At 69.7% G+C, this 24,917-nt stretch carries 19 protein-coding genes; all 19 read left to right on the forward strand.

Annotated elements, in window-relative coordinates:
• Positions 1–23 precede the first annotated feature (23 nt).
• The gene (gene nusG / locus FJQ57_RS02850) at positions 24–1,082 is read left to right on the forward strand and encodes a transcription termination/antitermination protein NusG (protein WP_342775357.1); all 1,059 of its coding nucleotides are present in this window, start codon (positions 24–26) and stop codon (positions 1,080–1,082) included.
• Positions 1,083–1,203: 121 nt separating this feature from the next.
• Positions 1,204–1,635, forward strand: coding sequence for a 50S ribosomal protein L11 (rplK, locus tag FJQ57_RS02855; protein ID WP_139977712.1), 432 nt, complete (start codon positions 1,204–1,206; stop codon positions 1,633–1,635).
• Positions 1,636–1,723: 88 nt separating this feature from the next.
• Entirely contained in the window at positions 1,724–2,446 is a 723-nt protein-coding gene (rplA, locus tag FJQ57_RS02860) for a 50S ribosomal protein L1 (protein WP_139977713.1), read from the forward strand.
• Positions 2,447–2,737: 291 nt separating this feature from the next.
• Positions 2,738–3,397, forward strand: coding sequence for a 50S ribosomal protein L10 (gene rplJ / locus FJQ57_RS02865; RefSeq protein WP_139977714.1), 660 nt, complete (start codon positions 2,738–2,740; stop codon positions 3,395–3,397).
• Positions 3,398–3,471: 74 nt separating this feature from the next.
• On the forward strand, positions 3,472–3,864 hold the full coding sequence (rplL, locus tag FJQ57_RS02870; protein ID WP_139977715.1) for a 50S ribosomal protein L7/L12: 393 nt from the start codon (positions 3,472–3,474) through the stop codon (positions 3,862–3,864).
• A gap of 306 nt (positions 3,865–4,170) precedes the next feature.
• Entirely contained in the window at positions 4,171–5,127 is a 957-nt protein-coding gene (locus FJQ57_RS02875; RefSeq protein WP_139977716.1) for an ABC transporter ATP-binding protein, read from the forward strand.
• Between the two features lie 7 nt (positions 5,128–5,134).
• Positions 5,135–5,920, forward strand: coding sequence for an MlaE family ABC transporter permease (locus FJQ57_RS02880; protein ID WP_139977717.1), 786 nt, complete (start codon positions 5,135–5,137; stop codon positions 5,918–5,920).
• Positions 5,921–5,928: 8 nt separating this feature from the next.
• Positions 5,929–6,756, forward strand: coding sequence for an MlaE family ABC transporter permease (locus tag FJQ57_RS02885; protein ID WP_139977718.1), 828 nt, complete (start codon positions 5,929–5,931; stop codon positions 6,754–6,756).
• A 3-nt stretch (positions 6,757–6,759) separates the two neighbouring features.
• Positions 6,760–8,049, forward strand: a complete 1,290-nt coding sequence (locus FJQ57_RS02890; protein WP_139977719.1) for an MCE family protein — start codon at positions 6,760–6,762, stop codon at positions 8,047–8,049.
• Positions 8,046–9,101, forward strand: coding sequence for an MCE family protein (locus tag FJQ57_RS02895; RefSeq protein WP_139977720.1), 1,056 nt, complete (start codon positions 8,046–8,048; stop codon positions 9,099–9,101). The genes FJQ57_RS02890 and FJQ57_RS02895 overlap by 4 nt, the downstream gene beginning before the upstream one ends.
• Positions 9,098–10,102, forward strand: a complete 1,005-nt coding sequence (locus FJQ57_RS02900; RefSeq protein WP_139977721.1) for an MCE family protein — start codon at positions 9,098–9,100, stop codon at positions 10,100–10,102. Before FJQ57_RS02895 ends, FJQ57_RS02900 begins: the two co-directional genes overlap by 4 nt.
• Entirely contained in the window at positions 10,102–11,262 is a 1,161-nt protein-coding gene (locus tag FJQ57_RS02905) for an MCE family protein (protein ID WP_139977722.1), read from the forward strand. The genes FJQ57_RS02900 and FJQ57_RS02905 overlap by 1 nt, the downstream gene beginning before the upstream one ends.
• On the forward strand, positions 11,259–12,692 hold the full coding sequence (locus FJQ57_RS02910) for an MCE family protein (protein WP_170219245.1): 1,434 nt from the start codon (positions 11,259–11,261) through the stop codon (positions 12,690–12,692). The genes FJQ57_RS02905 and FJQ57_RS02910 overlap by 4 nt, the downstream gene beginning before the upstream one ends.
• Positions 12,689–14,002 (forward strand): MCE family protein, encoded by a 1,314-nt coding sequence (locus tag FJQ57_RS02915; protein ID WP_139977724.1) that lies wholly within the window; start codon positions 12,689–12,691, stop codon positions 14,000–14,002. The genes FJQ57_RS02910 and FJQ57_RS02915 overlap by 4 nt, the downstream gene beginning before the upstream one ends.
• Positions 13,969–15,072: a hypothetical protein gene (locus tag FJQ57_RS02920; protein ID WP_139977725.1), complete on the forward strand. Its 1,104-nt coding sequence runs from the start codon at positions 13,969–13,971 to the stop codon at positions 15,070–15,072. Before FJQ57_RS02915 ends, FJQ57_RS02920 begins: the two co-directional genes overlap by 34 nt.
• The gene (locus FJQ57_RS22210; RefSeq protein WP_170219246.1) at positions 15,069–16,349 is read left to right on the forward strand and encodes a J domain-containing protein; all 1,281 of its coding nucleotides are present in this window, start codon (positions 15,069–15,071) and stop codon (positions 16,347–16,349) included. The genes FJQ57_RS02920 and FJQ57_RS22210 overlap by 4 nt, the downstream gene beginning before the upstream one ends.
• A gap of 279 nt (positions 16,350–16,628) precedes the next feature.
• Positions 16,629–20,144: a DNA-directed RNA polymerase subunit beta gene (rpoB, locus tag FJQ57_RS02930; protein ID WP_139977726.1), complete on the forward strand. Its 3,516-nt coding sequence runs from the start codon at positions 16,629–16,631 to the stop codon at positions 20,142–20,144.
• Positions 20,145–20,283: 139 nt separating this feature from the next.
• Positions 20,284–24,168 carry a DNA-directed RNA polymerase subunit beta' gene (locus FJQ57_RS02935; RefSeq protein WP_139977727.1) on the forward strand — a complete coding sequence of 1,295 codons (3,885 nt, stop codon included), beginning with the start codon at positions 20,284–20,286 and terminating at the stop codon, positions 24,166–24,168.
• A gap of 167 nt (positions 24,169–24,335) precedes the next feature.
• On the forward strand, positions 24,336–24,866 hold the full coding sequence (locus FJQ57_RS02940) for a DUF4232 domain-containing protein (protein WP_139977728.1): 531 nt from the start codon (positions 24,336–24,338) through the stop codon (positions 24,864–24,866).
• Positions 24,867–24,917 lie beyond the last annotated feature (51 nt).

Raw genomic sequence — 24,917 nt, forward strand, 5'->3', positions numbered from 1 at the left:
CGACAGCAACGATGGAGCAGCACGTGTCTGAGCACCCCGACGAGCCCACCGCCGACGAGCTGGAGGCCCTCGAGGCCGACCTCGACCTCGACGGGGACCTCGACGGCGAGACCACGCCCGAGACCGTCGAGCCGGGCGACCAGGTCGACCCGCCCGTCGACACCGACGAGACCGACGAGTCCGAGGCCGTCCAGGCGGCGTCGTTCGACGACGACGTGGCCGAGGCCGCCGAGGGGGCCAGCGAGGGCACCGCGCCCCTCGACATGGACACCGACGACGACGTGGTCGACGACGTCGAGGACCTCCCGGTCGACGGCGCCGCGCCCGTCGAGGAGGTCGTGGCCGCCGAGGAGGAGGTCGTCGACGACGCCGTCGCCGAGTCGGTCGACGAGGCCGTCGACGCCGCCGAGGCCGCCGAGCTCGACGACGCCGAGTCGGCCGAGGTCGTCGACGAGGACCCGCTGGAGGCGTTCCGCCGCGAGCTGTGGGCCAAGCCGGGCGACTGGTTCGTGGTCCACACCTACTCCGGCATGGAGAACCGGGTGAAGTCCAACCTGGAGAACCGCATCGTCTCGCTCAACATGGAGGACTACATCCACGAGATCGTGGTCCCCATGGCCGACATCGTCGAGATCAAGAACGGCCAGCGCCGCACCCGCAAGCGCCCCTCCCACCCCGGTTACGTGCTGGTCCGCATGGACCTCACCGACGAGTCCTGGTCGGCCGTGCGCCACACGCCGTCGGTCACCGGCTTCGTCGGCAACAGCCACCAGCCCGTCCCGCTGCTGATGGACGAGGTCGAGAACATGCTCGCCCCGGCCATCCAGGCCGCGGCCGAGGTCGCCGCCGCGCAGACGAGCGCCGCGGGCGGCGGCAGCGCCACCACGCCGGCCAAGAAGACCATCGAGGTCGCCGACTTCTCCGAGGGCGATTCGGTCATGGTCGTCGACGGCCCGTTCGCCACGCTGCACGCGACGATCACCGAGATCAACGCCGAGGCCCAGCGCGTCAAGGCCCTCGTCGAGATCTTCGGCCGCGAGACCCCGGTGGAGCTGTCCTTCCAGCAGGTCCAGCGCGTCTGATCCTCGCGAGCCCGCGAGCGATTTCGCGCCGGGCGCCGGCGTGACCCACACTTGTCAGTCGCAACACCCGTGGCAGGGGACGACCGCGTCCTCGTCGTGACCACAGAACAGGAAGAGAAGCATGCCTCCGAAGAAGAAGATCGCCGCACTGGTCAAGGTGCAGCTCCAGGCCGGTGCCGCGACGCCGGCCCCGCCGGTCGGTACCGCCCTCGGTCCGCACGGCGTGAACATCATGGACTTCTGCAAGGCCTACAACGCCCAGACCGAGTCCATGCGTGGCAACGTCATCCCCGTCGAGATCACCATCTACGAGGACCGTTCGTTCACCTTCATCACCAAGACCCCGCCGGCCGCCGAGCTGATCAAGAAGGCCGCCGGTCTCGCCAAGGGCTCGGGCACCCCGCACAAGGACAAGGTCGGCAAGCTCACCCAGGACCAGGTGCGCGAGATCGCCAAGACCAAGCTCCCCGACCTCAACGCCAACGACGAGGACGCCGCGATGAAGATCGTCGCCGGCACCGCGCGCTCGATGGGCGTCACGGTCGAGGGCTGACCGGCTCCCGACTCCTTCCTGCACCTCCAGCTCCTGTGGCAGAGCCGCGCTGGCTCGTCGACCACACCTCGTAGAGAGAAGAACCACCATGCAGCGCAGCAAGTCCTACCGCGCGGCGGCCGAGCAGTTCGACAAGGACGAGCTCCACGCCCCGCTCACGGCCATCAAGATCGCCAAGACCGGTTCGAAGAAGAAGTTCGACGAGACCCTCGACGTCGTCATGCGTCTCGGCGTCGACCCCCGCAAGGCCGACCAGATGGTCCGCGGCACGGTCAACCTGCCCCACGGCACAGGCAAGACCGCCCGCGTGCTGGTCTTCGCCAACGGTGACAAGGCCGAGGCCGCCACGGCCGCCGGCGCCGACATCGTCGGCGGCGACGAGCTCATCGAGCGCGTCAGCGGCGGCTGGCTCGACTTCGACGCCGTCGTGGCCACGCCCGACATGATGGGCAAGGTCGGCCGTCTCGGCCGCGTGCTCGGTCCCCGCGGCCTGATGCCCAACCCCAAGACCGGCACTGTCACCCCCGACCCGGCCAAGGCCGTGACGGACATCAAGGGCGGCAAGATCGAGTTCCGCGTCGACCGTCACGCCAACCTGCACTTCATCATCGGCAAGGCCTCCTTCTCCGAGACCCAGCTCGCGGAGAACTACGCCGCCGCCCTCGAGGAGGTGCTGCGGCTCAAGCCGGCCAGCTCCAAGGGCCGCTACCTGAAGAAGGTCACCGTCTCCACCACGATGGGCCCCGGCATCCAGGTCGACCCCAACCGCACCCGCAACGTCGCGAGCGAGGAGGAGCAGGCCCCGGCCTGATCCACCCCGCCCGTACGCCGGCCCGCCCGGCACGCCTCGCGCGTGCCCGGCGGGCCGTCGTGATTTGGTGCCGGCCCGTCCGGCGCCGTACAGTCCTGTCCAGAAACCAGAGACCGCCGGTCGTCGGCCTGTGCATGCAGACCGACCGAAGGTGCCGCGAAGTCGCGGACGACCTGCGCAGGATTCGGAGCAGATCCTCGCCCGCGAGGTCCTACGCCCTGAGCCTGTGCTCAGGGCGTTCGTCGTCTCCGAGGTCCACCGGGGGCGGTCTCCCCGTCCGGAAGGAGACCCATGGCGCGGGCTGAGAGGCAAGCCGCCGTCGAGGAGATCGTTGACCAGTTCAACGACGCCGACGGCGCCGTGCTGACCGAGTACCGCGGTCTCACCGTCAAGGAGCTGCAGACCCTGCGTCGCTCCCTCGGTGAGAACGCCAACTACGCCGTGGTCAAGAACACGCTGGCCAAGATCGCCGCCAACCAGGTGGGGATCACCGGGTTCGACGACCTGCTGACCGGCCCGACCGCGATCGCCTTCATCAACGGCGACGTGGTCGAGGCGGCCAAGGGCCTGCGTGACTTTGCCAAGGCCAACCCCGCCCTTGTCATCAAGGGCGGCGTCCTCGACGGCAACATCCTCGACGCGAAGGAGATCGCCAAGCTGGCCGATCTCGAGTCGCGCGAGGTGCTCCTGGGCAAGCTGGCGGGCGCCCTGCTCGCCTCGCTCTCCCAGGCCGTCTACCTCCTCAACGCGCCGATCGCCCAGGCCGCCCGTCTCGCGGGTGCGCTGGAGGCCAAGGCGCAGGAGGACCCCTCGATCCTCGCAGGTGGTGCTGGTACGCCGGCCGCCGCCGAGGAGGCCCCGGCTGCCGCCGAGGAGACCCCGGAGGAGGCTCCCGCCGAGGAGCCCGCCGCCGAGGCCACCGACGAGGCCGCCGAGACCACCGAGTCCTGAGGGCTCACCACACCACCTGAAACCCGCTCCGGGCCCACCGGTCCGGAGCAACCTGATTGGAAAGGTTCGCAATCATGGCGAAGCTCAGCACCGACGAGCTCCTTGACGCCTTCAAGGAGATGACCCTGATCGAGCTCTCCGAGTTCGTGAAGCAGTTCGAGGAGACCTTCGGCGTCACCGCCGCCGCCCCCGTCGCCGTGGCCGCCGCCCCGGCCGCCGGTGGTGCCGCTGGTGGCGGCGAGGAGGCCGCCGCGCAGGACGAGTTCGACGTCATCCTCGAGGCTGCCGGCGACAAGAAGATCAACGTCATCAAGGAGGTGCGCGCCCTCACCTCGCTCGGTCTGAAGGAGGCCAAGGAGCTGGTCGAGTCCGCGCCCAAGGCGGTCCTGGAGAAGGTCGACAAGGCTGCGGCCGACAAGGCCAAGGAGTCCCTCGAGGGCGCCGGCGCCACCGTCACCCTCAAGTGACCTGACGTCGCCGGCCCCCGGGCCCGCGACGCGTGCACGACCGAGGCGGTCATCCCCCGTGGAGGGGGGTGGCCGCCTCGTCGTCGTTCGTGGCAGGGCGCGGGCCGTGCACCGCGTCGTCGCAGGTGAGAGGCCACGTCACGGGTGCATATCGGCATGTGGGGTTGGCGTGACGGCGCGCACAATTCCGCGTAACCTCGCGGAGTCGCGAGCGTTGTTACTGGCGGGTGGGGTGGTGGCAGCCATCGCGCCCTCGGTGCACGCGTGCCCCGGCCCTGCGCCGACGAGCTCGAGAGAAGGATGTCCATGGGTGTCGAGATCAAGATCGAGAACCTCACGAAGTCGTTCGGCAAGCAGGTGATCTGGGGCGACGTGTCCCTGACGATCCCGGCCGGCGAGATCAGCGTGATGCTCGGCCCCTCGGGCACCGGCAAGTCGGTGCTGCTGAAGACCCTCATCGGGTTGCTGAAGCCCGACCACGGGTCGGTCATCATCGAGGGCACCGACATCGCCTCCTGCCCGGAGAAGGAGCTCTACGAGATCCGCAAGCTCTTCGGCGTGCTGTTCCAGGACGGCGCGATGTTCGGGTCGATGAACCTCTACGACAACGTGGCGTTCCCGCTGCGCGAGCACACCAAGAAGTCCGAGTCCCAGATCCGCGACGTGGTCATGGAGAAGATGGACCTCGTCGGCCTCCTGGGTGCGGAGGACAAGCTGCCGGGCGAGATCTCCGGCGGCATGCGCAAGCGCGCGGGCCTGGCCCGGGCGCTGGTGCTGGACCCGGAGATCGTGCTGTTCGACGAGCCCGACTCGGGTCTGGACCCGGTGCGCACGGCGTTCCTCAACCAGCTGATCATCGACCTCAACGCCCAGATCGACGCGACGTTCCTGATCGTGACCCACGACATCAACACCGCCCGGACGGTCCCGGACAACATCGGCCTGCTCTACCACCGCCACCTGGCGATGTTCGGGCCGCGGGAGATGCTGCTGGCCTCGGAAGAGCCGGTGGTGCGCCAGTTCCTCAACGCCCAGCGGGTGGGTCCGATCGGCATGAGCGAGGAGAAGGACGCCGACGAGCTGGCGGCGGAGTCGGGGCAGGAGCTGCCGCCGCTGCCGCCGATCCCGATGCAGCTGGAGCCGTCCAACGGCATCCCGCGTCGCTCGCAGCGCGAGCCGGGTGCGTGGTGCCGCGAGAACGGCGTGACCCCGCCGCCGGGCAGCTTCGAGTCCTCCAACGCCGGCATGGCCCCGGGGTCCTGAGCGACTGATGGCATCGATCACCTCGGCGCGCGTCCTGCGCCCCGTCGGGGTCGCGGGCGGCCTGTTCGCCTTCGCCCTCGACGTCGTGCGCGGCCTGTTCCGCCGCCCCTTCCAGCTGCGGGAGTTCCTGCAGCAGGCCTGGTTCATCGCCTCGGTGACCATCATCCCGACCGCGCTGGTCGCCATCCCGTTCGGCGCGGTCATCGCGCTGCAGGTCGGCAGCCTCATCAAGCAGTTCGGTGCGCAGTCGTTCACCGGCTCCGCCTCGGTCCTCGCGGTCATCCAGCAGGCGGCCCCGATCGGCACGGCGCTCCTCATCGCCGGCGCCGGCGGCTCGGCGATCGCCGCCGACCTCGGCGCGCGCAAGATCCGCGAGGAGCTCGACGCCATGATGGTGCTGGGCATCGACCCGATCCAGCGCCTCGTGGTGCCGCGGGTGCTGGCCTGCATGCTCGTCTCGGTCTTCCTCAACGGCCTGGTCAGCGTGGTCGGCGTCGCCGGCGGCTACGTCTTCAACGTGATCCTGCAAGACGGCACACCGGGCGCCTACATCGCCAGCTTCACCGCGCTCGCGCAGCTGCCCGACCTCTACGTCGGCTTCATCAAGGCGGCGGTCTTCGGGCTCATCGCCGCGATCGTCGCCTCCTACAAGGGCATGAGCGCCGGCGGCGGGCCCAAGGGTGTGGGCGACGCGGTCAACGAGTCCGTCGTCATCACCTTCCTCCTGCTGTTCGTCGTCAACTTCGTCATCAGCACGATCTACCTCCAGCTCGTGCCCCCGAAGACCGGATAGGGACCGACGTGGCCAACCTCCGCGCCGTCTACCAACGGCCCCTGACCTCGCTCGACGACCTGGGCAACCAGCTCGCGTTCTACATCCGCGCGCTCATCGCGACGCCGCGCTCGGTGACGCGCTACCCCAAGGAGATCGCGCGCATCCTGGCCGAGGTCACCCTCGGCTCGGGCGCCCTCGCCGTCATCGGCGGCACCGTCGGCGTCATCCTCGGCATGACCTTCTTCACCGGCGCCCAGGTCGGCCTGTCCGGCTACGCCGCGCTCGACCAGCTCGGCACCGCGACGTACGCCGGGTTCGTCTCGGCCTACTTCAACACCCGCGAGATCGCCCCGCTCGTCTCGGGCATCGCCCTGGCCGCCACCGTGGGCTGCGGCTTCACCGCCCAGCTCGGCGCCATGCGCATCTCCGAGGAGGTCGACGCCCTCGAGGTGATGGCGATCCCCTCGATGCAGTTCCTGGTCACGACCCGCATCATCGGCGGGCTGATCGCGATCGTCCCGCTCTACGTCGTCGGCCTGCTGTCGTCGTACGTCGCGAGCCGCTTGGTCGTCATCTACTTCTACGGACAGAGCCCAGGTGAGTACGACAAGTACTTCAACCAGTTCCTCCCACCCGGCGACGTGCTGTGGTCCTTCGGCAAGGTGCTCGTCTTCGCGGTGGTGGTCATCCTCATCCACTGCTACTACGGCTACAACGCCTCCGGCGGGCCTGCCGGCGTCGGCGTGGCCGTGGGCCGGGCCGTCCGCACCAGCATCGTGGCCGTCAACGTGATCGACCTGCTGCTCTCGATGGCCATCTGGGGTGCCAACACGACCGTGAGACTGGCGGGCTGAGGCGTGCGGAAGATCCTGTTCAACGCCCGCCTGCTCGGCGTGGTGTTCCTGGCGCTGCTCGTCCTGGGCACCTACCTGACCTACGCGACCTTCACCAAGAAGTTCACCGCCTACGACGAGGTCACGCTCGAGACCTCCTCGATCGGCCTGCAGCTGCCGCTGCGCGCCGACATCAAGGTCCGGGGCGTCATCGTCGGCGAGGTCCTCGACTACTCCGCCACCGCCCAGGGCGCCACGGTGACCCTCGGCATCTTCCCCGACCAGATCGACTCGATCCCGGCCAACGTCACCGGTTCGATCGTGCCCAAGACGCTGTTCGGCGAGAAGTACGTCTCGCTCGTCATCCCCGACGACCCGGACAGCGCGCACCTCGAGCAGGGCGACCGCATCACCAAGACCCAGGTGCCCACCGAGGTCGAGGCCGTGCTCTCCGACCTCTACCCGCTGCTCACCGCGGTGCAGCCGGCCGAGCTGAACAAGACGCTCACCGCGCTCGCCACCGCCCTGGAGGGCCGCGGCAACGAGCTGGGCGAGAACCTCGAGACGCTCGACGCCTACCTCAAGCGCCTCAACCCGCGGATCCCCGAGCTGGTCGAGGACCTGCGGCTGACCTCCGACGTCTCCGACGTGTACGACGAGATCCTCCCCGAGGTCGGCGAGATCCTGGAGAACACCGTGCGCACCACGGGCACGCTGGAGGACCGCGAGCAGAAGCTGAAGGACCTGTTCAACGACGTGGCCGACCTCTCCGACTCGACCCGCACGTTCCTGGCCGACAACGAGACCAACCTGGTGCGGCTGGGCGAGCTGAGCGCGGAGTACCTCCGGGTGCTGGCGCGCTACGCCACGGAGTTCCCCTGCCTGACCGGCGGCATCGTCAACGCCGGCAAGAAGCAGGCCCAGGCCTTCCGCGACTTCAAGCTGCACATCATCCTCGAGACGCTGCCGCGCCAGCCCCGCAGCTACACCCCGGACGACCGTCCGGTCATCGGGGAGCGTCGCGGCCCGGTCTGCCTCAACCTGCCCAACCCGCCGTGGAACCAGGACAACCCGGTGCGCCGACTGCCCAACTTCAACGACGGCGTCGACACCCCGACCGGCAAGGGCACCACGCGCGTCGCCACCGGCTACGTGATGCGTGACGGCAAGAGCTGGCAGAGCACCGCGGGGGAGTACGACCTCTACCGCGACGTCCTCGCCCCGACCATGGGCACCACGCCCGACGAGGTCGGTGACCTCGGCCCGCTCCTCATGAGCACGATGGCCCGCGGGGCGGAGGTGAGCACGCAGTGAAGCTCCTCGACAAGAAGACCTCCGGCGCTGCGGTCAAGCTCGGCATCTTCATGATCGTCACGATCCTGGCGACCAGCCTGCTCGTCATCGTCATCGGCAACCTGAGCTTCCAGCCCACCCGTGAGTACAAGGCGGTCTTCAACGACGTCACCGGCGTCATCAAGGGCGACGACGTCCGCGTCGCCGGCGTCAAGGTCGGCACCGTCAAGGAGATCAAGGTGGTCGACGGCGAGGACGGCGAGGTCTCCGGGCGCGCCGAGCTGACGTTCTCGGTCGACGAGGCGACCACGCTGACCGAGGCGACCAACGTCGCCATCCGCTACCGCAACCTCGTCGGCCAGCGCTACCTCGCGCTGACCCAGGGGGAGGGCGACACCGCGGTCCTCGAGGCCGACGAGACCATCCCCGAGTCGCGCACCGAGGAGGCGCTCGACCTCACCGAGCTGTTCAACGGCTTCAAGCCGCTGTTCGAGGCCCTCTCGCCCGACGACGTCAACAAGCTGTCCTTCGAGGTCATCCAGGTCTTCCAGGGCGAGGGCGGCACCCTCGAGGGCCTGCTGGCCAGCACGGCCTCGGTGACCAGCACCCTCGCCGACCGCGACCAGGTCATCGGTGACCTGCTCGAGAACCTCGACTTCGTCCTCGACCACATCGCCGACCGCGACGACCAGCTCTCGCAGCTGATCATCAACTTCCGCACCCTCGTCGCCGGCCTCAAGGACGACCGTCGCGCGATCCTCGACTCCTTCGACGAGGTCTCGGCGCTCGCCGACGAGACCGCCGAGCTGGTGGAGGGCGTGCGGCCGCCGTTCGTCGAGGACATCAAGCAGCTGCGCCGGCTGACCAAGAACATCAACGACAACAAGCGCGAGCTGGACCGGGCCCTCCAGGTGCTGCCGATCAAGCTCGACAAGATCGGCCGGACCGCCATCTACGGCTCCTGGTTCAACTTCTACCTCTGCGACTTCCGCGGCAGCGTCCGCATCGGCAACCGCCCGGTGGCCGACCTCAACGTGGAGAACATCGGCGGGGAGAGGTGCACGCTGCGATGAAGCCCTTCCGTGAGCGCAACCCCGTCATCATCGGGGCGGTCAGCCTGTCGGTCATCGTGCTGCTCCTGCTCGGTGCCTTCCGGGCCCAGGACCTGCCGTTGATCGGCGGCGGCGACACCTACGAGGCCATGTTCGAGGACACCGCCGGGCTGAAGTCGGGCGACGAGGTCCGCCTGGCCGGCGTCCGCGTCGGCAAGGTCGACGCCGTCGAGCTCGACAACGACCGCGGCCAGGTCAAGGTGACCTTCAAGGTCGAGACCGACGACCAGTTCGGGAAGCAGACCGCAGCGGCGATCAAGGTCAAGACCATCCTGGGGTCGATGTACCTCTCCCTCGAGCCCGCCGGCACCGGCCAGCTGGAGGCCGGCTCGACCATCCCGACCGACCGCACCAGCGAGCCCTACGACGTGGTCGACGCCTTCGAGGGCCTGGCCGAGACGATCGGCGACGGCGAGAGCGACGAGAACAGCATCGACACCGGGCAGCTCACCGACTCCCTGACGGTGCTGGCCGACCTCACCCGCAACACGCCCGAGGAGTTCCGCGGCGCGCTCGACGGCCTCTCGCGGCTGTCCAGCAACCTGGCCGACCGCGACGACCAGATCAACTCGCTGCTGAAGAACCTGCGGCGCGTCTCGACCGTCCTCGACGACCGCGACGAGGACCTCGTGAAGCTGATGGAGGACGCCGACGTGCTCTTCGAGGCTCTGCTCCAGCGTCGCGAGCAGCTCGACCAGCTGCTGGTCTCGACCCAGACGCTCTCCACCGAGCTCACCGCCCTGGTCCGGCAGAGCCGCGCCGACCTCAAGCCGGCCCTCACCCAGCTCGACGAGACCCTCGACATCCTCAACAAGAACGAGGACAACATCGACAACGCGCTGCGCCTGCTGGCGCCCTTCTACCGCGTGTTCGCCAACACCCTCGGCACCGGCCCGTGGTTCGACACCTACATCCAGAACCTGCCGCCCGTGCCCAACCTCGGCACCGTGGGGGTGAACTGATGGACGTCGCGAAGAAGGTCCTGGCCCCCCTGGTGGTGCTCGTCCTCGTCGTCGCCGGCGGGATCCTGCTGTTCCGCGGCGGGTCCGAGGACCGCAAGGTCACCGCCTACTTCCCCCGCACCGTGTCGCTCTACGAGGGCAGCGAGGTGCGGGTGCTCGGCGTCACCGTCGGCCGGGTCGACAAGATCACCCCGCGGGGCACCGACGTCGAGGTCGAGATGACCTACGACAGCGACGTCAAGGTCCCCGACACCGCCCGGGCCGTCATCGTCTCGCCCGCGATCGTCGGCGGCCGCTACGTGCAGCTCTCGCCGGCGTACGAGCGGGGCGACAAGGAGCTGCCCGCCAACGCGGTGCTCGAGGCCGTGGGCCAGGTGCCGCTCGAGCTCGACCAGATCTACGACAACATCGACCGGCTCACCGTCGCCCTCGGTCCCAACGGGGCCAACAAGGAGGGCGCGCTGACCGACCTGCTCGAGGTCACCGCCCGCAACTTCGGCGGCGAGGGCGAGCAGTTCAACCTGACGATCCGCAACTTCGGGCGGCTCAGCGAGACCCTCGACGACAACAAGGACGAGCTGTTCGGCGCCACCGCCGAGCTGCAGCAGTTCATCACCACGCTGGCCGACAACGACACCACGGTGCGCAACTTCAACGGCTCGCTGGCGCGGGTCTCCTCGCTGCTCGCCGACGAGCGCGAGCAGCTGGCCGGCTCGCTCAAGGCGCTCGCCACGGCGCTGACCGAGGTCGGCGGGTTCGTCCGCGAGAACCGCGAGATCCTCACCACCGACATCAAGGGCATCAACCGGTTCGCCAAGGTGCTGGTGCGCCAGCGCGAGGCGCTCTCGGAGACGCTGCGCATCGCGCCGCTCGCGCTGAACAACCTGCAGCTGACCTACAACCCCGACGCGGGCACCCTCGACACCAACGCCAACATCGGCAACCTCGAGAAGGAGATCACCAGCAACCCCAGCGCCGTGCTGTGCGCCCTGGTGAGCGCCAACGACCCGCAGGGCAACCTGTGCGACCTCATCCGCTCGCTCCCGCTGCCGCGCGCCGCGGCGCTCGGCCCGGGCAGCGGCTCGCTCTACCTCTCCGGCTCCGACCCCACCCTGGGCGGCATCGTGCCCTCCTCCACCTCGAAGGGGGCCGCGTCGTGAACCGCCTCGTGCGCGTGGTCGTCGCCATCGTCCTCGGGAGCATCGTGCTGTCGGGCTGCGACTTCGACGTCTACAAGCTCCCCCTGCCCGGCGGCACGTCGACGGGCGAGGATCCGCTGACAGTCACGGTCGAGTTCGACAACGTGCTCGACCTCGTGCCCCAGTCGAGCGTCAAGGTCAACGACGTCTCGGTCGGCAAGGTCACCGACGTCGACCTCGACGGCTACACGGCCGTGGTGACGGTCCAGATCCGCAACGACGTCGACCTGCCGGCCAACACCGAGGCGACGATCCGCCAGACCAGCCTCCTCGGCGAGAAGTTCGTGTCGCTGGCCGCTCCTGCCGACGGCGCGCAGGGCACGCTCGAGAACGGCGCGATGATCCCGCTCGACCGCACCGGGGACACCCCGGAGGTCGAGGAGGTGCTCGGCGCCCTCAGCCTCGTCCTCAACGGCGGCGGCCTCGACAAGGTCAAGACGATCACCACCGAGCTCAACGCCGCCCTCGAGGGCCGCGAGGACTCGGTGCGCTCGCTGCTCGACCAGGTCTCCTCCTTCGTCGGCCAGCTCGACCAGAACAAGCAGGACATCGTCGACGCGATCGAGTCGCTCAACCGGCTCGCGATCCAGCTGCGCCGCCAGCAGCCCAAGATCGACCTGGCGCTGGAGGAGCTGCCCTCGGCGCTGCTGTCCCTGGACCGGCAGCGCGACGACCTGGTCAAGATGCTCGGCGCCCTCGACCGGCTCAGCGACGTCGGGGTCCGGGTGATCCGCAAGTCGAAGGACAACACGATCGTCACGCTGCGCCAGCTGCAGCCGACGCTCACCCAGCTCGCCAACTCCGGCGACGACCTGGTCAACTCCTTCAACGCCCTGCTGACCTACCCCTTCGTCGACGAGGTGGTCGGCCGCGACCCGCAGGTCGCCCGCAACCTGCACATGGGCGACTACGTCAACCTCTCGGTCCAGCTCGACCTCGACCTGGCCAACCTCCAGCTGCCCGGCGTCCCCTGCGAGCCGCTGTCCGCCATCCCGGCCACGGGTCCGCTGCCGGACTTCGAGAAGCTGTGCCAGGGTGCCCAGGACGCGTTGGCCGAGTGCGCGCAGAACTTCGACCGCACCTGCCTCGACGGTCTCCTGGAGACGATCTGCGACCAGGCGCCCACCCGCCCCATCTGCAACCTGCTCGGCGGCGTGCTGCCGGTGCGCGGCGGCAACGGCGGGGGCGGCGGTGGCCTGCCCGGGCTGCCAGACCTGCCCGGCCTGCCCGGTCTGGGGGGCCTCGACGGGCTCACCTCCGGCCTCGGCAACGGGCTGCTCAACCGACCCGGCACCGCCCCGCGCGGCACGGGCCCGACCATGGGTGAGCTGATGGCCACCTACGACCCGGCTCTGGTGAGCCTGCTGACCCCCGGGATGGTGCTGCGATGATCACCCGTCGGACCAAGGTCCAGCTCCTGGTGTTCGTGATCATCACGCTGCTGGGCGTCTCCTACGTCGGCGCGCGCTACGCGCAGCTCGACAAGGTCGTGCGCGACACCTCCTACGAGGTCACCGCCCACTTCGAGGACTCCGGCGGCATCTTCTCCGGGGCCGAGGTCACCTACCGCGGTGTCGGCATCGGCGACGTCGACCGTCTCGAGCTGACCGACGACGGTGTCGACGTCGTGCTCAAGATCGACGACCGGTGGGACGCCATCCCGGCCGACACCCTGGCCGTGGTCGGCAACCGCTCGGCCGTGGGCGAGCAGTACGTCGACCTGCAGCCCAAGACCGAGGACGGACCCGACCTCGAGGACGGCTCCGAGATCGCCATGGCCGACACCCGCACCCCGATCCAGACCGAGACCCTCCTCTCCGACCTCGCCACGACCGTCGGCTCGGTCGACAACGACGCGCTCCGCACGACGGTCAGCGAGCTCGGGGCGGCCTTCGACGGCACCGGTGACGACCTGCAGAAGATCATCGACACCGGCAACTCCTTCATCCAGGAGGCCGACGACAACTTCGACATCACCACCAAGCTCATCGAGGACGCCAACACCGTCCTCACCACCCAGGTCGACACCCAGTCCGACCTGCGCACGTTCGCCGACCAGCTCTCCCTGTTCACCCGCACGCTGGCCTCAGACGAGACCGACGGCGACCTGCGCAAGCTCATCGACAACGGCTCGCCGGCGGTCAACCAGCTGCGTGGGCTGATCGAGGACAACCGGGTCGAGCTCGGCTCGCTCATCAACAACCTGGTCACGACCGGCGAGCTGTTCGTCCAGAACATCCCGGGCCTGCGCCAGGTGCTGGTGCTCTACCCCTACATCGTGGAGGGCGGCGTCACCGTCGTCTCCAAGACGCCCGGCGGCGGGCTCGACGCGCACTTCGGCCTGATCATCACCGACAGCATGCCGTGCACCAACGGCTACCAGAGCACCGTGCGGCGCTCGCCCCAGGAGCGGTTCACCGACCCGGGCATGAACGAGGACGCCCGCTGCACCGACCCGATCAACGTGTCCAACCCGCGTGGCGCCCAGAACCTGCCCAACCGTGCCCCGGCGTCGTACGACGGCACGGCCGACGTCTACTACGACCAGGAGACCGGCAAGGTCACCTTCGCCGACGACCCCGACGCCGCCCAGGTCGCGGCCGAGGTCGACCCCTGGTCCAGCGGGGGTACCGTTGCGCCTCGTTCGCTGGGGAAGGAGTCGTGGAAGTGGCTGTACCTGGAGCCGATGACGGGGCGCTAGGCCCCGACCGCACCCGCTCCTCCCGCACCGCTCCCACCGTCGTCGCCGCCGTCGCGGCCGTGGTGGTCGTGGTCTGCCTGGTCACGCTCGTGACCCGGTTCGCGGGGGGGACGGGCTCCGTGGGCGACCGGGTCGGCCAGATGTACGGCGCCGAGCGCACCGACGGCTCGCTCGCGCAGGCCCGCCTGCGCGACACCCTGATGAGCCAGGCCACGCAGTTCGTGCTGCGCATCAACACCTACGGCCCGAGCGACCTCGACGAGCAGAACCGCATGCCCGGCTACGTGGAGAAGGTCAAGGACGTCATCACGCCCAAGTTCGCCACCGACTTCGAGCAGAACGTCAACCTCGCCGAGCAGAGCGTCGCCCAGGCCGGCGTCCAGCGCTCGGCCCAGGTCTACGCCAGCGGCGTGGAGTCGGTCGAGAGGAGCGCGGCCTCGGTCCTGGTGACCGGCCAGATCGACCAGTCCTACCCCGACCCGACCAAGGACGGCCGGGTCGAGCAGGAGCCGCAGCTGTTCCGCCTGCAGGTCGACCTCGTCGAGACCAGCGGCACCTGGCTCGTCGACGACTTCGCCGCCGCCACCGGCGAGGTGCCGGGAGAGGCGACGCCCACCCCGGGCGCCCCGGCCACGACCGACCCGACGAGCCCCGGCACGACCTCGCCCGTCACCGGCCGGCTCGCCGAGGTCGTGACCAAGCGACGCGGCGCCATCGAGGACGCCGTGGCCGTGCTCGACGGGTGCGGGTTCCCGCGCTCGGCCGGCACCGCCAGCGGCTGCTCGACCGCGCTCGGCGACCTCGCGGGCACGGCCCGCACGCTCGCCGTGAGCCTGCGTGCGGCCACCAACCCCGACAGCCGTGTCTTCATCGGCGAGCCACCGGCCGACCTGTCCACCCTGGTCAGCAGCACCATCGCGGCCGCCGCCGACGTGCAGCGCACCGTCGCCGCCGTCCCCGGGCGGTGCCAGACCGGCGACGGCGCCGGCTGCGCCGACCTGCGGGCCACGGCCGCGGGCGCGGTCGCCTCGCTGTCCCAGCTCGTCGTCCAGTGGGGGAGCGTGGCATGACCCCGAGCTGGTACGACGTCCTCGGCGTCGACGAGGACGCCACGACCGACGAGATCCGCACGGCCTGGCAGGAGGCCATCGCGGGCCTCGACCCGACCGACCGGCGCTTCAAGCAGCGCAACCGGGCCGCGGAGGTGCTGCTCGACGACCGCCGCCGCGCCGCCCACGACGCCGACCTCGCCGCCGCCGAGGCCGGGGGCGAGGACGAGGACGCCGCCGACGACGCCGCTGACGACGCCGCTGACGACGCCGCTGCGGACGCCGCTGCGGACGCCGCCGGCGACCCGCCCGCCGACGACGAGCCCGAGACCTCCACCGGGCGGGCTGCGACCGACGACCGGCCCTCCGCCCGCGGGACCGGCTCGGGCGCGACGGGCACCTCGTCCGGGCGCTCCCTGGCCGGGGCGCTGACGGGCCGGCCCGACGCCGAGACGCGGGCCCGTCCCGGGCGCGGCCGAGGTCCCCGTGCCGAGGGCAAGCCGGGGGACCACGCGACGGCGCGGATCAAGGCCCTGGGTCGGACCGACGCCCCGGCGACCGCCGCCGAGGCCACCCCCGAGGCCGAGGACGGCGACACCCCGGCGACGCCGACGCTCCGCAAGACCGGCCGGTCCGGCCGGGACGGCGCGGCAGCGGCTGCCGAGCCCGCCGCGGACACCGACGACAGCACCGACCACGCGGACACCGCGGACACGGCGGACACCGCGGACACGGGGGAGACGGCGGACGGCGCTCGCGAGCCCGCGGCCGGTGGGCCGGCGGCTGGGCGCTCCCGGGTGGGCTGGCGGACGGCGGTCGCCGCCTCGGTGGTCGCGCTCGCGCTGCTCGCGGCCACGGTGGTCTCCCTGGCCCTCGGCCGGGACGAGGCCGGCAGCGGGCTGCCCGACGACCGGCAGGTGGCCGCGGCCGAGCGCGCCGCCGAGTCGGCCATCGGGCCGATCCTGTCCTACGACTACCGCTCGCTCGACCAGAGCCGGGAGGCGGCGGTGTCGTTCATGACGCCGGCCTACGCCGCGACGTACGAGCAGAACTTCGACGCGATCGTCGCCGAGAACGCCGAGCAGACCAAGACGATCGTCACCGCCGAGGTCGTGACCGCGGGTGTCGTGCGCACCGGTCGTGACCGTGTCGACGTGCTGGTCTTCGTCAACCGCCCCACGCGCAACGCGCAGGGCGACGACGTCTCGCGCGACCAGGTGACGGTCCGGATGCTCGACTCCGGCGGGCGCTGGCTGGTCGACTGCCTGATCACCGAGCCGGGCGGCACCTGCGGCTGAGGCGCGGGGGAGGGGTCCTGGAGCCCCCTCGACCCGCGCCGGCCGGCTCGGCTGCGCGCCCACCCTGCGAACGGGTGGGGAGCGCTGCTTGACCCGGGACGCCCACGGGTGCATCCTCGACGCACGCTCGTCTGCGAGGCGCATGCTGTCATTGTCGCGCGCCCGCGTTTCGTGTATCGTGGCGCTTTGCGCCTGCCCTCAGATGCACATCTGCCTGCCCGGTGGCGATCGTGTGGTGGTCTGGCGCTCTTCACCGCGACTCACGTCGAAGGATCTCTCTTGGCCGCGCGCAGCACCTCTGCTCCTCGTTCCACCAGCACCACCGGCAACCACCGTCGCATCTCCTTCGCGAAGATCGACGAGCCGCTCGAGCTCCCCCGGCTCCTCTCCCTCCAGACCGACAGCTTCGACTGGCTCGTCGGCAACGAGGCCTGGGAGGCGCAGGTCCAGGCCCGCGTCGACGCGGGCGAGGACGTCTCGCCCAAGTCGGGCCTGCAGGAGATCTTCGAGGAGATCTCCCCCATCGAGGACTTCTCCGAGACGATGTCGCTCTCGTTCGAGAACCCGGTCTTCTACGACCCCAAGTACTCCGTCGACGAGTGCAAGGAGAAGGACTTCACCTACTCCGCGCCGCTGTACGTCTCGGCCGAGTTCACCAACAACGACACCGGTGAGATCAAGGGCCAGACGGTCTTCATGGGTGACTTCCCCCTGATGACCCCCAAGGGCACCTTCGTCATCAACGGCACCGAGCGCGTCGTGGTCTCGCAGCTGGTCCGCAGCCCCGGCGTCTACTTCGAGCGCAGCCCCGACAAGACCTCCGACAAGGACGTCTACACCGCCCGCCTGATCCCCTCGCGCGGCGCGTGGCTGGAGTTCGAGATCGACAAGCGCGACCTGGTCGGCGTGCGCCTCGACCGCAAGCGCAAGCAGAACATCACCGTCCTGCTCAAGGCCCTGCAGGCCATCGCCGAGGAGATCGGCGAGGAGTACGACTACGACGCCGTCATGGAGGAGCTGCGGCAGTACGAGTCGATCCAGCTCACCGAGGAGAAGGACCACACCCAGGGTCCCGACGACGCGCTGCTCGACATCTACCGCAAGCTGCGCCCGGGCGAGCCGCCGACGCGCGAGGCCGCGCTGACGCTGCTGAAGAACTACTACTTCAACCCCAAGCGCTACGACCTGGCCAAGGTCGGCCGCTACAAGATCAACAAGAAGCTCGGCCTGGTCGAGGCCTTCGACCAGCAGACGCTGACCATCTCCGACGTCGTCAACGCCATCAAGTACATCGTGGCGCTGCACGACGGCAAGGAGCAGGTCGAGGCCCCGGGCGGCGAGATCGAGGTCGGCCCCGACGACATCGACCACTTCGGCAACCGCCGCATGCGCACCGTGGGCGAGCTGATCCAGAACCAGCTGCGCACCGGGCTGGCGCGCATGGAGCGCGTGGTCCGCGAGCGGATGACGACCCAGGACGTCGAGGCGATCACGCCGCAGTCGCTGATCAACATCCGCCCCGTCGTGGCGGCGCTGAAGGAGTTCTTCGGCACCTCACAGCTCTCGCAGTTCATGGACCAGACCAACCCGATCGCCGGCCTGACGCACAAGCGTCGCCTCTCGGCGCTCGGCCCCGGTGGTCTGTCCCGCGACCGCGCCGGCATGGAGGTCCGTGACGTCCACCCGTCGCACTACGGCCGCATGTGCCCGATCGAGACCCCCGAGGGTCCCAACATCGGCCTGATCGGCTCGCTGGCCTCCTACGGGCGCATCAACCCGTTCGGGTTCGTCGAGACGCCCTACCGCAAGGTCACCGACGGCCAGGTCACCGACCAGATCGACTACCTCACCGCCGACGACGAGGACCGCTACGTCATCGCGCAGGCCAACCAGGTGCTCGACACCGAGGGCAAGTTCGTCGAGGAGCGCGTGCTGGTCCGCCAGCGCGACGGCGAGGTCTCCGAGATCCTCGCGGCCGAGGTCGACTACATGGACGTCTCGCCGCGCCAGATGGTCTCCGTGGCGACCGCGCTCATCCCGTTCCTCGAGCACGACGACGCCAACCGCGCGCTCATGGGCGCCAACATGCAGCGCCAGGCCGTGCCGCTGATCACCAGCGACTCGCCGTACGTCGGCACCGGCATCGAGTACCGCGCCGCGGTCGACGCCGGTGACGTCGTCACCGCCGAGGTCGCCGGTGTCGTCAAGGAGGTCTCCGCCGACCTCGTCGAGACGATGAACGACGACGGCACCTACACGACCTACAAGCTGGCCAAGTTCCGCCGGTCCAACCAGGGCACCTGCATCAACCAGCGCCCGCTGGTCGCCGAGGGCGACCGGGTCGAGGTCGGTTCGCCGATCGCCGACGGTCCGTGCACCGACGACGCCGAGATGGCGCTGGGCACCAACCTGCTCGTGGCGTTCATGCCGTGGCAGGGCCACAACTACGAGGACGCCATCATCCTCAGCCAGCGCCTGGTGCAGGAGGACGTCCTCACCTCGATCCACATCGAGGAGCACGAGGTCGACGCCCGCGACACCAAGCTGGGCCCGGAGGAGATCACCCGCGACATCCCCAACGTCTCCGAGGAGATGCTGGCCGACCTCGACGAGCGCGGCATCATCCGCATCGGCGCCGAGGTCACCACGGGCGACATCCTGGTCGGCAAGGTCACGCCCAAGGGCGAGACCGAGCTGACCCCCGAGGAGCGGCTGCTCCGCGCGATCTTCGGCGAGAAGGCGCGCGAGGTCCGCGACACCTCGATGAAGGTCCCGCACGGCGAGTCCGGCACCGTCATCGGCGTCCGGGTCTTCGACCGCGAGGACGGCGACGAGCTGCCCCCGGGCGTCAACCAGCTGGTCCGCGTGTACGTCGCGCAGAAGCGCAAGATCTCCGTCGGCGACAAGCTCGCCGGCCGCCACGGCAACAAGGGCGTCATCGCGAAGATCCTGCCGATCGAGGACATGCCGTTCATGGAGGACGGCACCCCGGTCGACGTCGTGCTCAACCCGCTCGGCGTGCCGCGACGCATGAACATCGGCCAGATCCTCGAGCTCCACCTGGGCTGGCTGGCCAAGCAGGGCTGGGACCTCGACCTGAGCGACCAGGAGGGCGACGCCGACTGGAAGCAGCGCCTGATCAAGATCCACGCCGACAAGGCCGAGCCGGGCTCCAAGCTCGCGACCCCGGTCTTCGACGGCGCCCGCGAGGACGAGATCACCGGCCTGCTCGGCTCGACGATCCCCAACCGCGACGGCGTCCGGATGATCGACGGCACCGGCAAGGCGCACCTGTTCGACGGTCGCTCCGGTGAGCCGTTCACCGACCCGGTCTCGGTCGGCTACATGTACATCCTCAAGCTCCACCACCTCGTCGACGACAAGATCCACGCTCGCTCGACGGGCCCCTACTCGATGATCACGCAGCAGCCCCTGGGTGGTAAGGCCCAGTTCGGCGGCCAGCGGTTCGGCGAGATGGAGGTCTGGGCGATGGAGGCCTACGGTGCCGCCTACGCCCTGCAGGAGCTGCTGACGATCAAGTCCGACGACGTGCCCGGTCGCGTCAAGGTCTACGAGGCCATCGTCAAGGGCGAGAACATCCCCGACTCCGGCATCCCGGAGTCGTTCAAGGTGCTCGTCAAGGAGATGCAGTCGCTGTGCCTGAACGTCGAGGTGCTCAGCCAGGACGGCACGCAGATCGAGCTGCGTGACGCGGAGGAGGACGTCTTCCGCGCCGCCGAGGAGCTCGGCATCGACCTGTCGCGCCGCGAGCCCAGCTCGGTCGAAGAGGTGTGACGCCACCCCACGAGGTTTTTCTCGCAAGCTCGAAAAACCCCGCGGGGACCCCGGCCGTGTGCTTGCGGCCCACGGCCGGGCCGGCTCACACACAACTCCAAACTCTCTTTCTCAGTAACTACGAAGGGTTGCAGCCACCGTGCTCGACGTGAACTTCTTCGACCAGCTCAAGATCGGCCTGGCCACCGCGGACGACATCCGGACGTGGAGCCACGGCGAGGTCAAGAAGCCGGAGACGATCAACTACCGCACGCTCAAGCCCGAGCGTGACGGTCTCTTCTGCGAGAAGATCTTCGGTCCCACCCGGGACTGGGAGTGCTACTGCGGCAAGTACAAGCGCGTGCGCTTCAAGGGCATCATCTGCGAGCGCTGCGGCGTCGAGGTGACCCGTTCCAAGGTCCGCCGTGAGCGGATGGGGCACATCGAGCTCGCCGCCCCGGTCACCCACATCTGGTACTTCAAGGGTGTCCCCTCGCGCCTGGGCTACCTGCTCGACCTGGCTCCGAAGGACCTCGAGAAGGTCATCTACTTCGCGGCCTACATGATCACCTCGGTCGACGAGGACGCCCGCCACCGCGACCTGACCTCGCTCGAGGCCAAGGTCTCCCAGCAGCGCGAGATGCTCGAGAAGCGCCGCGACACCTCGGTCGAGGACCGCGCCAAGAAGCTCGAGGACGACCTGGCCGCCCTCGAGGCCGAGGGTGCCAAGGCCGACCAGCGCCGCAAGGTGCGCGACGGTGCCGAGCGCGAGATGAAGCAGCTGCGCGACCGTGCCCAGCGCGAGCTGGACCGTCTCGAGGAGGTGTGGAGCACCTTCAAGTCCCTCAAGGTCCAGGACCTCATGGGTGACGAGCTGCTCTACCGCGAGATGAAGAACTGGTTCGGCAAGTACTTCGAGGGCCACATGGGCGCCACGGCGATCCAGAAGCGCCTGGAGAACTTCGACATCGAGGCCGAGGTCGAGTCGCTGCGCGAGACCATCGCCACCGGCAAGGGCCAGAAGAAGGTCCGTGCGCTGAAGCGCCTCAAGGTCGTCGACGCCTTCCGCAAGACCGGCAACCAGCCGCGCGGCATGGTCCTCGACGCCGTCCCGGTCATCCCGCCGGACCTGCGGCCGATGGTCCAGCTCGACGGTGGCCGCTTCGCCACCTCCGACCTGAACGACCTCTACCGCCGGGTCATCAACCGCAACAACCGCCTCAAGCGGCTGCTCGACCTCGGCGCGCCCGAGATCATCGTCAACAACGAGAAGCGGATGCTCCAGGAGGCCGTCGACTCGCTCTTCGACAACGGTCGTCGCGGTCGTCCGGTCACCGGCCCGGGCAACCGGCCGCTGAAGTCGCTGTCCGACATGCTCAAGGGCAAGCAGGGTCGCTTCCGCCAGAACCTGCTCGGCAAGCGCGTCGACTACTCGGGCCGCTCGGTCATCGTCTCCGGCCCGCAGCTCAAGCTGCACCAGTGCGGCCTGCCGAAGAACATGGCGATCGAGCTGTTCAAGCCGTTCGTGATGAAGCGGCTGGTCGACCTGTCCCACGCGCAGAACATCAAGTCCGCCAAGCGGATGGTCGAGCGCGCCGTGCGTCCCGAGGTCTGGGACGTGCTGGAGGAGGTCATCACCGAGCACCCGGTGCTGCTCAACCGGGCGCCCACGCTGCACCGCCTCGGCATCCAGGCCTTCGAGCCGCAGCTGATCGAGGGCAAGGCCATCCAGATCCACCCGCTCGTCTGCACGGCGTTCAACGCCGACTTCGACGGCGACCAGATGGCGGTGCACCTGCCGCTGTCGGCCGAGGCCCAGGCCGAGGCGCGGATCCTGATGCTGTCGACCAACAACATCCTGAAGCCCTCGGACGGCCGGCCGGTCACCATGCCGACCCAGGACATGATCATCGGGCTGTTCTTCATGACCTCCGACCGTGACGACAACCCCGGCGACGGGCGCGTCTTCTCCTCGGTGGCCGAGGCGATCATGGCCTTCGACCGCAACGAGATCACCCTGCAGAGCACGGTGCGGATCCGCCTGGTCGACACCGTGCCGCCGCTGGGCCCCGACCACGTGGACGAGGCGGGCACCTTCCTGCTCGAGACCACGCTGGGCCGGGCGCTGTTCAACGAGACGCTGCCCGCCGACTACCCCTTCGTCAACGAGGAGGTCGGCAAGAAGCGGCTCGGCGCCATCGTCAACGACCTGGCCGAGCGCTACACCAAGGTCGAGGTCGCGGCCTCGCTCGACGCCCTCAAGGAGGCCGGGTTCTACTGGGCCACCCACTCGGGCGTCACGGTCTCGATCGACGACGTCGTCACCCCCGACGACAAGGCCGGCATCCTGGCCGAGTTCGAGGGCAAGGCCGCCAAGATCCAGAAGCAGTACGAGCGCGGCCTGGTCACCGACGAGGAGCGTCGCCAGGAGCTCATCGAGATCTGGACCGAGGCGTCCAACACGGTCGGGTCGGCCATGGAGGCCAACTTCCGCGAGAACAACCGGACCAACCCCATCTACGTGATGGTCAACTCCGGTGCCTCCGGCAACATGAACCAGATCCGGCAGGTGGCCGCCATGCGTGGCCTGGTGGCCAACCCCAAGGGCGAGATCATCCCGCGGCCGATCAAGTCCAACTTCCGGGAGGGCCTGACCGTCCTGGAGTACTTCATCGCGACCCACGGTGCCCGCAAGGGCCTGGCCGACACCGCGCTGCGCACCGCCGACTCGGGCTACCTGACCCGTCGTCTGGTCGACGTCTCGCAGGACGTGATCATCCGCGAGGAGGACTGCGGCACCGAGCGCGGCCTGCCCAAGGACATCGCGGTGGCCGACGAGACCGGGGCGCTCGACAAGCACGAGCACGTCGAGACCTCGGCCTACGCCCGGTCCGCGGCCACCGAGGTCGTCCACCCCGAGTCCGGCGAGGTGCTGGTCGAGGCCGGTGGCGACCTGGGCGACGTCAAGATCGACGAGCTCATCGCGGCCGGCATCACCCGGGTCAAGGTCCGCTCCGTGCTGACCTGCGAGGCCCGCACCGGCACCTGCGCGAAGTGCTACGGCCGCTCGCTGGCCACCGGCAAGCTCGTCGACATCGGTGAGGCGGTCGGCATCATCGCCGCCCAGTCGATCGGTGAGCCCGGCACGCAGCTGACGATGCGCACCTTCCACACCGGCGGTTCGGCCTCGGCCGACGACATCACGCAGGGTCTGCCCCGTGTGGTCGAGGTGTTCGAGGCCCGCTCGCCCAAGGGCCTGGCCCCGATCGCCGAGGCCGCCGGCCGCATCGAGATCGACGAGAACGAGAAGGCGCGCAAGGTCATCCTCACGCCCGACGACGGCTCGGAGGTCAAGGAGTACGCCGTGAGCCGCCGGGTCCGGCTGCTCGTGGCCGACGGCGACCACGTCGAGGTCGGCGCCCAGCTGACCGTCGGCACGCCGGACCCGAAGGAGGTCCTGCGCATCCAGGGCATCCGGACGGCCCAGGAGCACCTGGTCGAGTCGGTGCAGAGCGTCTACCGGTCGCAGGGCGTGTCGATCCACGACAAGCACATCGAGATCATCGTGCGGCAGATGCTGCGCCGGGTCACGGTGCTGGAGTCGGGCGACAGCAACCTGCTGCCGTCCGACCTGGTCGACCGGCCGCGCTTCGAGGAGGAGAACCGCCGCGTGGTCTCCGAGGGCGGCAAGCCGGCCTCGGGCCGTGCCGAGCTCATGGGCATCACCAAGGCCTCGCTCGCCACGGAGTCGTGGCTCTCGGCGGCCTCCTTCCAGGAGACCACCCGGGTGCTCACCGACGCCGCGATCCACGGCCGCTCCGACAGCCTGCGTGGCCTGAAGGAGAACGTGATCATCGGCAAGCTCATCCCGGCCGGCACCGGCCTGGAGCGCTACCGCAACATCCGGGTCGAGCCGACCGAGGAGGCCCGCGCCGCGGCGTACTCCGTGACCGGCTACGACACCTACGACTACGAGTTCGGTGGCACCGGCTCGGGTCAGGCGGTCGCCCTGGACGACTTCGACTTCGGCTCCTACCAGAACTGAGGTCGGTCTCCCGGACCCACCCGAGGGCCCGTCGCGCACCAGCGCGGCGGGCCCTCGGCCGTTCTCAGGTGATTCTTCGGTTGCCGAGCGCAACTTCTCCGTCGACGGGCGTGTCGTAGAGGTGTCGGTCCCGCAGCCAGCGGGACCCCGAGGGAAGGACCCCGACGATGAAGACCACCGTCCTCACCCGCACCGTCGCCGCGCTCGCGCTCGCCGCTTCCGGCGTGCTCGTCGGCGGCGTCACCCAGCCCGCCCACGCCCAGCCGCCCGAGTGCCGGGACCGCGACCTCACGGCGTCGTACCACGCCCGGGGCGACGCGGCCGGGCACCGCTACGGCGTCATCAAGCTCACGAACACCTCCGGCGACCGGGTCTGCTCCGTCCGCGGGTACGGCGGGCTGTCCTACGTCGGTGACGGCAACGGCACCCAGGTCGGCGCCGCGGCGACCCGCACCCCGGGCCGGGTGCGCACCGTGGTCCTCGACCCCGGCCAGAGCGTGGTGAGCCGGGTCGACGAGGTCGTGGCGCAGAACTACCCGCGCTCGACCTGCCGGCCCGAGCACGTCGACGGGTTCCGGGTCTACGCACCCGACGCCACGCGCTCGCAGTACGTCGCGCACCCGACGACCGGGTGCAGCAAGCCGGCGGTGCACCTGCTCGCGCACGGGCCGTTCCACCGGCCCGCGCACCGCGGCTGACGTCGGAGCGCTCGGTTCGGCGCGCGCTGGGACGGTCTGGGAGAATGGAGT

It is taken from the genome of Nocardioides litoris (genome assembly GCF_006346315.1).
GTDB lineage: Bacteria > Actinomycetota > Actinomycetes > Propionibacteriales > Nocardioidaceae > Nocardioides > Nocardioides litoris.

Coding starts and splice junctions, on each gene's coding strand:
- FJQ57_RS02900 (WP_139977721.1), top strand. CDS start 9,098: ATGAAGCCCTTCCGTGAGCGCAACCCCGTCATCATCGGGGCGGTCAGC.
- rplL (WP_139977715.1), top strand. CDS start 3,472: ATGGCGAAGCTCAGCACCGACGAGCTCCTTGACGCCTTCAAGGAGATG.
- FJQ57_RS02940 (WP_139977728.1), top strand. CDS start 24,336: ATGAAGACCACCGTCCTCACCCGCACCGTCGCCGCGCTCGCGCTCGCC.
- FJQ57_RS02875 (WP_139977716.1), top strand. CDS start 4,171: ATGGGTGTCGAGATCAAGATCGAGAACCTCACGAAGTCGTTCGGCAAG.
- FJQ57_RS02880 (WP_139977717.1), top strand. CDS start 5,135: ATGGCATCGATCACCTCGGCGCGCGTCCTGCGCCCCGTCGGGGTCGCG.
- rplA (WP_139977713.1), top strand. CDS start 1,724: ATGCAGCGCAGCAAGTCCTACCGCGCGGCGGCCGAGCAGTTCGACAAG.
- rplJ (WP_139977714.1), top strand. CDS start 2,738: ATGGCGCGGGCTGAGAGGCAAGCCGCCGTCGAGGAGATCGTTGACCAG.
- FJQ57_RS22210 (WP_170219246.1), top strand. CDS start 15,069: ATGACCCCGAGCTGGTACGACGTCCTCGGCGTCGACGAGGACGCCACG.
- FJQ57_RS02905 (WP_139977722.1), top strand. CDS start 10,102: ATGGACGTCGCGAAGAAGGTCCTGGCCCCCCTGGTGGTGCTCGTCCTC.
- rplK (WP_139977712.1), top strand. CDS start 1,204: ATGCCTCCGAAGAAGAAGATCGCCGCACTGGTCAAGGTGCAGCTCCAG.
- FJQ57_RS02915 (WP_139977724.1), top strand. CDS start 12,689: ATGATCACCCGTCGGACCAAGGTCCAGCTCCTGGTGTTCGTGATCATC.